Raw genomic sequence first — 11248 nt, 5'->3', positions numbered from 1 at the left:
AAAGAGGGAGTTCCTGACTTTGGAACCCCGAAGTGGTCGGGCTGGCGGGATTCGAACCCACGACCCCCTGCCCCCCAGGCAGGTGCGCTACCAGACTGCGCTACAGCCCGTTTACCTTCTGCGGCGACGGGCGGGCAGACAATCAGGGGAGATCGCGGTTGGCAAGCCCCGAAAATCGTGCATTTTCCGCCCGCCATGCAGCGGATCAAAACAGCCATTGTGGGGGCGAGCGGATACACCGGCCAGGAATTGCTGCGCCTCCTCCTCGTCCATCCGAATGTCGACCTGGTCGCCGCGACCTCCCGCCAAGAGGCCGGGAAGCCGCTTTCCGCCGTTTTCCCACGATTCCGCAAGCTCCCCGGTGCCGACCTCGCCTTCATCGAGCCGGATCCCGATGCCATCGCCGCGACCGGTGCGCAGGCCGCCTTCCTCGCGCTCCCGCACGGGGTGGCGGCGGAAATCGCCAGCGCCCTGCTCCAGCGCGGCCTGAAGGTTATCGACCTGAGCGCGGACTTCCGCCTCCGGGATGCCGCCGTCTACCAAGAATTCTACGATCACCCGCACCCTGCACCCGCGCTATTGGATCAGGCTGTCTACGGTCTGCCGGAGATCCGTGCTGAGGAAATCAAGGCCGCCAGCCTCATCGCCTCGCCGGGTTGCTATCCCACCAGCATCCTCCTGCCTCTCATCCCGCTGGTGAAAGCCGGCCTGCTGGATCCAGACACCATCGTCGCGAACTCGATGAGCGGCGTGAGCGGTGCCGGGCGGAAAGCGGATATTTCCCTGCTCTTCTGCGAGTGCAACGAAAGCGCCCGCGCCTACGGCTTGCCGAAGCACCGCCATCTCTCGGAGATCGAGCAGGAGCTCTCCCTGGCGGCGGGCGGCAAGGTTATCATCACCTTCATCCCGCACCTCATTCCGGTGAATTCCGGGATCGCCACCACCACCACGGCCAAGATTCGCGCCGGTGTCTCGCTGGAAGCCATCGGCCAGGCACTGGAAGCCGCTTATGCGGATGCTCCTTTCGTCCGCCTTCTCGGTGCAGGCATTTGTGCGGACACGAAAAATGTCACCCGCACCAACTTTATCGACATCGGCTGGCACCTCGATGCCCGCACCGGCAGGGTTATCCTAACCAGCGCGGAAGATAACCTCGGGAAGGGCGCCGGCTCGCAGGCGGTACAGTCATTCAACCTCATCTTCGGCCTCGGCGAGACAGCCGGGTTGCAAACGGCCTGAGTTTTGTGCAGCGTCAACGCCCCACCCTTGCAAACCCTGCCATGGATTTTCCCGTCACCCGGATCAAAGGCGGCGTAGGAGCGCCGCGCGGCTTCCGATGCTCCGCGCTCTCCTGCGGCATCAAGAATCCCGCAGCCGAGCGGTTGGATCTCGCGCTGATCTATTCGGACCATCCGTGCACTTCCGCCGGCACCTTCACGACCAACCGCGTGAAGGCTGCTCCCGTGAAACTTTCGCAAGCCCATCTGCGCCAGGGAGACTTGCGCGCGGTGATCGCGAACAGCGGCAACGCGAACGCCTGCACCGGCGTTCAAGGGATCAATGACGCGAAGCTGATGTGCAAGGGCGTGGCCAAGCCGCTCGGCCTGAAGCGTGCGGAGATCGGGGTTTGCTCCACCGGCGTGATCGGGCTGCCGATGCCGATGGTCCGCATAGAACCGCGCTTCGAGCAACTCGTTGAAGGCCTCGATTCCGGCAAGGGAACCGATTTCGCCAGAGCTATCATCACCAGCGACACCCACCACAAGGAGGTTGCGATCTCTTTCGATCTCGGCGGGCATCGTGTCCGCATCGGTGGCTGCGTGAAGGGAGCCGGCATGATTTCACCGAGCATGGCGACCATGCTCTGCTTCATCACCACGGATGCGAATGTGCCGCGCGAGGCCCTGCGCAAGGCGGTGCTGGAAGGTGTGGATGAAAGCTTCAACCGTATCACGATCGACGGCGACATGAGCACGAACGACACCGTGCTCGTGCTTGCGAACGGCTGCTCCGGCATGCCTCCGATCCGCCGCGGCAGTGCCCTCTGCAAGCAGTTCCGCGAGGCGCTGCGCTGGGTGATGCTGGAGCTCGCCCAAGCGATCGTGCGCGACGGCGAGCGGGTCACGAAGTTCGTCACCGTGGAGGTGAAAGGTGCGCGCACTTATGCCGATGCCAAGCTGGTCGCGGAAGCGGTATGCAAGTCCGCGCTGGTGAAGTCTTCGTGGAATGGCGGGGATCCGAATTGGGGTCGGGTGCTTCACGCGGTCGGCTATTCCCGGGCCCGCATCCGTGAGGAGCTGGTGGACATTTTCTACGATGGCAAGCCGGCCTGTCTCGGCGGGTTGCAGGCGCCGACGGCGATGGACGAGTTGCGGGAGATCGCGGCGAAGCCGGAGTTCCGGATCGAGATCCACCTCAATCAGGGGGATGCGGACTACATCATGTACTCCAGCGACCTCTCGCCGGAGTATATCGATTTCAACCGCTCCGAGTACGCTTACTGGAAGCAGGCGCGGAAGGACGGGTTGGTATGAAGTTGTAACCTGTGGGGAGAAGTTCGGGCTTGGAAGTTGGAGCTTTGTTTCGCAAAGTTCCGGCATGACGATGCATCAGGAAGCCGCCGAGCAGTTGCGGGTGATCCGGACGATGATGGAGCGGGCGACGATCTTTCGCGCGCTGTCCGGGGAAGCGGCGTTGCTCGGCGGGGCGATGTCACTGCTGGCGGGGTGGCTTTCGGAACCAAAGATCGGCTGGGCTTGGGGTAGCGTGTGGCTCGGCGGCCTGGTGGTTGTGCTGTTTTTCGCGGCGTGGCAACTGCACCGGATCTCCCGGGCGAACGAGCGGCCGTTCTGGTCGCATGGCTTGAAGGTGGCATTGCGCGGGGCTCTGCCATCGCTGGTGGCGGGAGGATTCCTAGGTCTTCTTTATCTGAAATATGGTGCCCGTGATTCGGTGAATCCGCGGGCGGAGCTCTTCACGGCTTCCTTCTGGATCCTGCACTACGGGCTGGCCTTGATGGCTATCCGCGAGTTCGCTCCGAAGTCGATGGTCTGGCTTGGTCTTGCCTTCCTCGTCACCGGGATCGGGGCTTTCGCCTTCTGCACCTTCATTACATCGATGTTGCCTCATCTTTACCGTTTAGGACCTTCCGGGTTGATGGCGGCCACCTTCGGCGGCTTCCACTTGCTTTACGGGGCGGCCATCGTCACTACCACTCCCCGCGACAAGCCGGGCGCATGATCGACTTTTCCAAGCTGGACAAGACCATCCACGAAAAGGCGCGGCTCGGCATCATGACCTTGCTCGCGTCGCGGACCAACGCGTGGCCGTTCCAGGATCTGAAGCTCGAGCTGGAGATGAGCGATGGCAACCTGATCACCCATCTGCGCACGCTGGAGCAGGCCGGCTACATCAGCGGGGAGAAGCTCACGGGCGATGGACGGCCGCAGACACTTTATATTCTCACGAAGGAAGGCCGGAAGGCTTTCGAGGACTATCTGGCGATCCTCGAGCAGATCCTGAATCTCGGGAAATGAAGCGGGTTCCGTGGATGCGGCTGTTACGCGGCGTGGCGCTGTCGGGCCTCATTCTGGCTTGGCTCGGGCTCGCATGCCGCGGGCGGGATGGCTCGGCGATCGCGGCGACCCTTTACTACGGCACGCCTTGGTTGCTGCGGTTGCTCGCCGGGCTGTTGGCGGTCATCGTCTTGAGGCATTGGGGGTTCCGTCTGATGGCGGGAACCTGCCTGCTTCTTTCGGTCTTGGAGGGCTGGCACTCCTTCCGTCTCGATCCGGTTCCCTCCGAGATGACGGGGTCCGTGCGGGCCTCGATCTACAATGCGGGCCGTACCTTGGAGAGCGATCCCGCGACTTGGTCCGCGCTGGCGGAGGCGGACATTAGCGCCGTGGTGGAGTCTGGTGATTTCACCGAAGAGTCATGGCGGGGTTTCCTGGCGGCCGGGTCCGGCATGGAGTGGAAGACTTTCGGCGGCACCCTGCTCGGGGTGCGCGGCAAAATCCTCGGGCATGAATCGCTCGGCATCTACAACCGCTACCGCTGCTACCGGGTTCGCGTGAGCCTGCCGGAGCACGGGGAGTTCATGGTGATCGTGGTGGACGTGCGATCGCAGCCGTGGCTTTCCCGGGATCAGGCGATGAGCGGTGTGCTCCAAGCCGCGGGTGACGATCCGAAGGTGGTCGTACTCGGTGATTTCAATACCCCGCCGGAATCGAAGTGGTACGAGCGTTGGCAGGGCAAGCTCGCCCTCGCGAACAATGCCCCGCGCCGGGGCTTCCGCGAGACTTGGGCCTTCGGTGTGCCGTTGCTCACGCTCGACCAGATCTGGACCGGCAGCGGCTGGCACGCGCAGTGGGTGGAGCATTCGCGCCATGGCTCGGACCACTCGCGAGTGAGGGTGATCTTGAAGCCTTGAGCCCTGTTCGAGCCTTGCATTGGGCTTCGCCGGTCGGGAGGATCACGGCGAACGTGGAAACAGAGGTCCTTGCCCAGTTCCGGAAAACTCGCGAGGCGGCGAGCGAAAAAGATTACTATCGCCTGCTGTGCGCCCTCCGGCCTGACCGGCTTGCGGTGTCGGAGCTTGCGGAGATCGTGCGGTTCATCGAGGCGAACAAGCAGGTGAGCGAGGACCTCCCGCGGCACGTGAACATCTTCGGCACCGGCGGGGACGGCACGGTGAACCTTTCGTCCATGGCCGCGATCCTCGCCGCACGCTTCGTGCCGGTGGTGAAGATGGGCACGCGGGCGGTTACGGGGAACATCGGCAGTTCGGATTTCGTGGCGGAGCTCCGGGAGCGCGAGGCGGACTCGCCGACGCTGGCGCAGGTTCTCGAGGCGAGCCGGTTCCGTTTTCTCCGGCTGAGCGAAGCGGGTTTCGTCTACCGGAACGAACTGCGCGAAGCGCGCCGCCGGATTCACCGCGAAGGTGTTCCGGATCTCTACAAGATCGTCTTCCCCTTCGCGAACTACACCGGTCCGGTGGTCCAGATCAATGGTGCCGCGAAGACGCTCTACTTCGAGCGTTTCGCGGAGCTTTGCGAGCTTCTGGGTAGGACCTCTTGTATCGTCCGCGCGGAGTCGGGGGTGGATGAATTGCTGCCGGGCAGAAATCGCATCGCCTTGTTTGACCGGGGCATCCAGCGCTTCGATGCCGAGCTTCAGCTGCTGCCTGATTATCCGGCGGAGAAGATCGAGAGCATCCGGGAGGCGGCCTCACCGTATGCCGCGGTGGATCTGTTTATCGGGTTGCTGGAGGGCCGGGCCGAGGCGGTTCTCAGGGACACGGTCCTGCAGAATGCCGCTTTGATCTTGGCCAGCAGCTCGAGGGCCGATGGAAATGAAGCGGGCATCGGGGAGCTGATGGACGAGAACTTCACCAAGCTTCGCGCTCTCCTCCCATGAGCTCATCTCCTCCTCCTTCCAACCTCGGCAGACGCGGGCTCCGCAATGCCGCGATCATGAGTGTGGCGATGTTGCTGTTGATGTTCTTCCTCTACTTCCGGATGGAGAAGTCGCAGCGGGATGAGATGGCCGACGAGATCTTCGGTGGTCTGGCGGGAGCGGCGATCCTCTACGTGGTATCGGTGGGAGTCGGCTACGCGACGTGGAAGTATCGCGAGGCGCTGGAGGCGGAGAAGGAAGAGCGTCTGGTGGAGAAGCTTGATGCCAAGAACAAGAGCGGCGTGCGTTCCTCGAGCTTGGGGCTGCCTTTCGAGGAGGTGACCAAGGGGATTGCGAGTTCACCGGAGACCGTAATCGTGGAGACATGGCTCGACGACAGCACCCTGGAGCGGTTGGAACCGGCGATGCTGGAGTCGCTGGGCAAGTCGCGGCGGATCCGGGTCTATGTTCTCAATCCCTTCTCGCCATCGGTTACGCGTCGCGGTCGCGACCGTGAAAACAAGAAGGGGCCGGAGGAGAACCGTCAGTCGATCTGCGGCACGCTGGAGTATCTTGCCCGTGTTGCGGCGAAGGCTCGTGTTTCAGCACCGGTGCTGCCGGGTTTGCTCGCCAAGCCGGCGGCCTCGCCGGGGAAGCTGGAGGTCTTTTGTTACGACTCCCTGCCGAGCTTCTCAATCTACTCATGGCATGACCGAGCCTTCGTGGGCTTCCATCTTGAAGGGGTGAAGTCATCGGAGGGGACCCACCTGGAGGTGGATCTGCGGGTGGGGTTGGGCCCGCAACTCACGGCGCATATCGCGAATCTCGGGCAGATGCCCAGTTTGGTGGCAGTTGATTTGGGGCGTTCGATCGAGTCGCAGATGGAGGCCCTGCGGATGGCGGTGCCGGATTGCCCGGAGATCGAGGGGGCATTTGCCGCGGCGGGTCCATCGAAGCCTGCCAGTCCGCTGCGCTACTTGGTGCCCTCGGCGATTCTCGGGATGGTGATCGGTCTCAAGACGAAGCGTCTGGATGAGAAGGGTGGGGGCGGAGATGGCGAGGTGTGAGGCCCTTTGGACCTAGCCCGTTCCGGCTTACTTTTACTTTCCAGCCAGTCCTTTAGGGAACTTAGGGGCTTCCACGAAACCATCGATGCTCATTTCGTAGGTCGGCGTGCGCCCGGATGGAGTCGTAAGTGCTTTCCAAAGAGATGAGGATTTCTTGGTGCTCCCTGTTTCCGCTTCGAGCATGTTGATGAACTCCGGATACAGTATCAATCCGTCGCGATTGCTATCATAGCGCAGGGCGAGCGCGCGGCGGCTGCTTCGGGTCTGCCGGGCGCTGGCATAGGCTGTTTGCGAGGGCAGGCTCTTTGCCAACAACCAAGACCGCAGGTCATAGCCTGCCGGAACCTGAGCCCGCTTCCAGAAGGCATCGATTGGCTTGGCCGTGGTGCCGGGCTTCCACATCAAGGCGATTTCGGCGCGGTTGACGATGCCGTCCCTTTCTCCGCCGGACACGCTGCCATCGAGTTCCACGAAGGTGCGAAGGCGGGCCATCAGGGCGACTGCGGCACTGGCGGTCTTGTCCTTGGGAGTGGCGGCAGCCGATGCTGCTTTCACCAACTCCTCCTCGGTTAGCAGTCCATTCTCATCGGCATCGATGAAGCCATGAACTGCGGCAGCCGTCTCCGGGGCGGACGTGCCGTAGACCGCCATCCATTCGTCGAGGCTTAGCAGGAGATCCTGATTCTGATCGAAGCTTTGCAGCAAAAACTTCTCCGCGCCGGATAGACCGAAGATCCAAACGTGACCGGTTCGGGCGGAAAAATCCGGCATGTCCGGATTTGATCTTTGTGCCAGCGAGTCACCCACAACCAGCGTATTTCCATCCATTGCCACCGCTGTCCCGGTGGTGCCGAGGTCCCGGGAAGGCAACCAATGGCCGGCGGCGAACTCCAGCAGCTTGCAGACGCCAGGGGCCGAGGTGCTATTATCCGCCGAGATAGCCGCGGCATGGCCATCCAGTGCCACTTGATTTCCCGTCAGGCTCCGGAAGCCTTCAAGATAGTGCAAATCGCCGCTGGTCCATGTGCTTCCATCGCGGTTGAGGAACAGGTAGGAGGCGTATTCGTATCCCGGTACGGCGACCAGCGCGTGGTCGCCGCTGATATCCACCGAATAGCCGAAGAAGCCCTCGGCAAGAGGATTGCCGATGACCGTTTCCTGCTCCCACTCGGTTCCGCTGTTGCGGAAGAACACCACGGCACCGTGGGGGGTATTATCCCACTCTTCTCCCAAGGAGTAGGGAGCACCCACCAGCAAAGTTCCGCCGTCGAGTGCAAGCGAGCGGCCGAAGTTATTGTAGCCAGCATCAGCAGTGGCTTGCAGTTCTCCGGTCTGTGTCCAAGAAGCGGCCCCTCGCGTGTAAATAAAGACCTTGCCTTGTTTGAGGGGCTCGCCGGGGAGCGGGAAAGAGGGGGCACCGATGGCGACGGTATTTCCCTCCGCTGCCAAAGAGATGCCGAACTGCCCGATGCCCGGAAGTTCGGAGACAAGATTCCATTGTGCTCCCGAGCGCTCGTAAAAGTACACGGAGCCGTCCTGGGCGGGGGGGTAAGTGCCGTTACTGCGGATCGGCGAGGCCGCGACCAAAGTGCCGCCGCTGATTGCGAGGGATGAGCCGAAGCCTGTGGTGAGAAAGGGATCCTCCATAGGAGAGGGATCCTCAAGGCGGGCCTGATGGGTCCAGCCCGTGCCGACACGCGTGAAAATGTGAACCACTTCAGGACGGAGCCCGCTCGCATTGCTCTCCGCACCGGCACCGAAGGCAAGGGTATCCCCGTCTACCGCGACGGCTCGACCGTATCTGGAACCCGCGCCATCATCACCGAGATCCACAGTGGCACCGGAATTCCAGATGTCGTTTGCGAGGTGATAGAAGGTGGCGTCTCCCGTCATCATGCCGCCTGCGGTGGTGCGGCCCATATCACCCACCAGCGCGCGCGTGCCGCGGATCGCCAGCGAGCAGCCGAACTTATCGAAGCCTTGACGACCGGCATTCGCGAGGATGCCGGTAAGCTGCCAAACCCCGTTGACCCGCCGAGCGGAGAAAACCTTTCCACTGCTTTGTAGAAAAGGAGAAAGGTCCATTCTCGCCGCGCCGATCAAGGCGTGATCTCCATCGATTGCCAAGGTGCTACCGAAGTTGGGTGCGCTCACTCCCAGCGAGCTACTGGTGAGCTTCGTGCCGGCATCCCAATTCTGGCCGGTCTTCTGGAGTGCATAAACCCCTCCGCTGCCCGGGGCCGTGGCGAGAATGGTATCGCCGGATAGCGCGACCTTGCTGCCGAAGTAGTCGCCCTTTTCGAGGTCCGGAGGCAGGGGGATCTGCGCGCCACTCCAGATGCCGCTACTCCGTGTATAGTAGTAAACGCGGCCCTCGCTCGTGTCGCCATTGGCACCGATCGCGAGGGCGTTGCCCTCCAACGCCACGGAGGAGCCGAAGTTTGTGGCACCCATCCACGGCGAGTGGATCCGCTGTTCCTTGCTCCACTGGGTTCCGCTGCGGGTGTAGACTTCCACCACGTTTGCCCGTGGGATGCCAAGCGCCAGCGTCTCACCGCTTAGCGCCAGTTGCCAGCCAAGAGTGCCTTCACTCGACGACGACGGGACATGGAAGGTGGGCTGAGCAATTCTGGTTTGCTCCGTCCATTGGCCATTGCTGCGGGCCCACACCCGCACGGTCCCGGGGGACAGACTGATGCGCGAGCCTTCGTTCGGCACGCCAATCACGGCAATGTCTCCCTGCAGAGCCACTGCAGCGCCGTAGCAATCGTTTTCGGCTGCACCGCCCGTCCCGAGCCGGCCTTGGAGTGTCCATGTTTCGTCCACGCCCTCGCCGCTGCGGATGAAGATGTAGGCATTCCCCGAGTCGGATTTCCCCGAGGCGCTTTGATCGTGAGGCGCGCCGATCAAGGCGGTATCGCCGTCGAATGCGACACTGCAGCCGAAGAAGTCATACTGTGATCCGGAACCGGTTATTAGCGGGTCCAACTCCTGACTCAGTACAGTGATGAGGGGATCGATGGTAAGCGGATAGCGAGCGTCGCGGTCATCCACCGTGATGGCGAGTCCCATTGGAGTGGCATCCATCGCTGCAAGCAGATCCTTACCATCAGCATCCCATGCCTTAAGGCCGGCGTAGCGGAGCCGGGCATTGCCGTGCGTATCCTGCAGTAGCAGATTGGCGGTATTGTCCGGGCTCTCCCGCACCGCGATCATGCCATCCAGCGCAATCTCAAGACGCGCCCCCTGCGGCGGCCGGCGGTCGAGCGTGAAGCCATGCTCGATCCCGGAGCTGCCATTGTCGAACCACTCGCGCACGCCGTCCCGATGGAGGAACTCGGCACGTGTGCCCTCCACCGCGACCGCGGAAGTAGTGCCCGCGCCGGAGTAACGGAAGCCGACCTGCCATCCGCCGGTTTTATCACCAGAGTCAAAGCGGACACTGCCCGCGGCAAGGAAGCGTGCGGTGAAGTCCTGACCGGGATTCCAAGCGAAATGCGTGACACCTTCATTCAGCCGCAGTGCCGATTCCTCCTCGTTCGGGGCGCCGATTTCACGGCGGGCTCGATCCAATGCCACCTCCAAGCTGGTGCCGGGTAGCTCGCCACCGGCGCCGCGGGTTGGCGGGGTGGATAGGGTTGTTGAGCCGCGTGCGGGTGCGGTGTCAGATAGAGAAATGGGCGTGGGCTGATGCGCGGATGGTGGCAAATGCTCGCTTTTCGATAGAGAGCCTGAGTCATTCCAGAAGTCTGCCATGCCGAGGAGCAGGAGGACGGGAAGCAACGCTTTCCTGCCGAGAAGGAGCAAGCGGCGGAAGCGGAGGTTAGCGAACGTCATGGTACAAGCGCAGAAGAAGGGATGACATGGGTTGCCCTATCAGTGACGTAACGGTCGTCGAGGAGATTTCGGGGAGCATGGATGATCGGAAGAAATGCGGAATGCTGTCGGCGACGGCAGGGGCACGATGCCGCTTTTGTCTCGTCAGGATCGTGGTTGGTGTGTTCCATTCTCTTATGAGGATTCCCACGCTTGTCCTTGTGATGGTCGCCGGTTTGGTCAGTGCGCCGAGCGGTTATGCGGAGCCTCAGGGAGCGGAGGACAAGGAGGCCGAGGAGAAGATTCCTGCGGAAGAGAAGAGATTCTATTCGCTCGGAGATGCGGTGACGAAGGCGTTCAAGGAGAAAAAATATGAGGAGGCGGAGAAGCTGGCTCTGGAGCTGGAAAGGCTGACGCCGCGCTTCAAAGACAATTGGAATTATGGCAATGCGATTCAGGACTCGAATGTGATTCTGGGGCGACTGGCGGTGCGGGATGGGAAGTTGGAGAAGGCGAAGGAGCATCTGTTAGCCGCGGGCCGGAGCCCGGGTTCGCCGCAGATGGACAGCTTCGGGCCGAACATGAGTTTGGCTCTGGATCTCTTGAAGAAGGGGGAGAAGAAGACGGTGCTCGAATATTTCGAGCTCTGCCGGAAGTTTTGGAAAATGGAGGATGGGAAGCTCGATCGGTGGGCGAAGGAGGTGGAAGCCGGGAAGATCCCGGAGTTTGGTGGGAATTTGAGGTATTGATGAGCGGGTTAAACGGCGAAGGATTCGGGACGGTAATAGGGCCCGTGACCTCCTCGTGCCCCTACAGGGCACCGATGCATTTGCGGGGATGACTGATCTTACTTTGAAAGCGCGGACACGGTTTCGGGGGTTAGCTGTGGTTGAGGGATTGTTCGTATTCCACGGGCGATTGATAGCCCAGCGAGCTGTGGAGGCGCACCGGGTTGTAAAAGGTTTCGA

Annotated in this window: 9 protein-coding genes and 1 tRNA gene; 8 read left to right on the top strand and 2 right to left on the bottom strand. The window is 62.0% G+C overall.

What is annotated here, in order from left to right:
* Positions 1-33: 33 nt before the first annotated feature.
* Positions 34-110 (bottom strand) — tRNA-Pro (locus OJ996_RS05935).
* An 85-nt stretch (positions 111-195) separates the two neighbouring features.
* Between OJ996_RS05935 and argC the strand changes: the two genes are divergently transcribed.
* The 7 genes from argC to OJ996_RS05900 all read left to right on the top strand — a co-directional run bounded on the left by argC (position 196) and on the right by OJ996_RS05900 (position 6464).
* Positions 196-1239 carry an N-acetyl-gamma-glutamyl-phosphate reductase gene (gene argC, locus OJ996_RS05930; protein WP_264512214.1) on the top strand — a complete coding sequence of 348 codons (1044 nt, stop codon included), beginning with the start codon at positions 196-198 and terminating at the stop codon, positions 1237-1239.
* Positions 1240-1280: 41 nt separating this feature from the next.
* Positions 1281-2534 (top strand): bifunctional glutamate N-acetyltransferase/amino-acid acetyltransferase ArgJ, encoded by a 1254-nt coding sequence (gene argJ / locus OJ996_RS05925; RefSeq protein WP_264512212.1) that lies wholly within the window; start codon positions 1281-1283, stop codon positions 2532-2534.
* Positions 2535-2598: 64 nt separating this feature from the next.
* Entirely contained in the window at positions 2599-3240 is a 642-nt protein-coding gene (locus tag OJ996_RS05920; RefSeq protein WP_264512210.1) for a hypothetical protein, read from the top strand.
* Positions 3237-3536 carry a transcriptional regulator gene (locus tag OJ996_RS05915; protein WP_264512208.1) on the top strand — a complete coding sequence of 100 codons (300 nt, stop codon included), beginning with the start codon at positions 3237-3239 and terminating at the stop codon, positions 3534-3536. The genes OJ996_RS05920 and OJ996_RS05915 overlap by 4 nt, the downstream gene beginning before the upstream one ends.
* The gene (locus OJ996_RS05910; RefSeq protein WP_264512206.1) at positions 3533-4432 is read left to right on the top strand and encodes an endonuclease/exonuclease/phosphatase family protein; all 900 of its coding nucleotides are present in this window, start codon (positions 3533-3535) and stop codon (positions 4430-4432) included. Before OJ996_RS05915 ends, OJ996_RS05910 begins: the two co-directional genes overlap by 4 nt.
* 53 nt (positions 4433-4485) lie before the next feature.
* Positions 4486-5418 (top strand): hypothetical protein, encoded by a 933-nt coding sequence (locus tag OJ996_RS05905; RefSeq protein WP_264512204.1) that lies wholly within the window; start codon positions 4486-4488, stop codon positions 5416-5418.
* On the top strand, positions 5415-6464 hold the full coding sequence (locus OJ996_RS05900) for a hypothetical protein (protein WP_264512202.1): 1050 nt from the start codon (positions 5415-5417) through the stop codon (positions 6462-6464). The genes OJ996_RS05905 and OJ996_RS05900 overlap by 4 nt, the downstream gene beginning before the upstream one ends.
* A 33-nt stretch (positions 6465-6497) precedes the next feature.
* Here OJ996_RS05900 and OJ996_RS05895 read toward each other — a convergent pair whose 3' ends face one another.
* The gene (locus OJ996_RS05895; RefSeq protein ID WP_264512200.1) at positions 6498-10301 is read right to left on the bottom strand and encodes an FG-GAP repeat protein; all 3804 of its coding nucleotides are present in this window, start codon (positions 10299-10301) and stop codon (positions 6498-6500) included.
* Between the two features lie 176 nt (positions 10302-10477).
* On the opposite strand from OJ996_RS05895, the gene OJ996_RS05890 reads away from it, so the two are divergent.
* Complete coding sequence (locus OJ996_RS05890; protein ID WP_264512199.1) at positions 10478-11029, top strand: hypothetical protein; 552 nt, start codon at positions 10478-10480, stop codon at positions 11027-11029.
* The last annotated feature ends 219 nt before the right edge of the window (positions 11030-11248 follow it).

Origin of the sequence: Luteolibacter rhizosphaerae, assembly GCF_025950095.1 — a bacterium.
GTDB classification, from domain to species: Bacteria; Verrucomicrobiota; Verrucomicrobiia; order Verrucomicrobiales; family Akkermansiaceae; genus Haloferula; species Haloferula rhizosphaerae.
The sequence above is the reverse complement of the archived record's forward strand: the minus strand, read 5'-3'. Positions and strand labels throughout refer to the sequence as shown.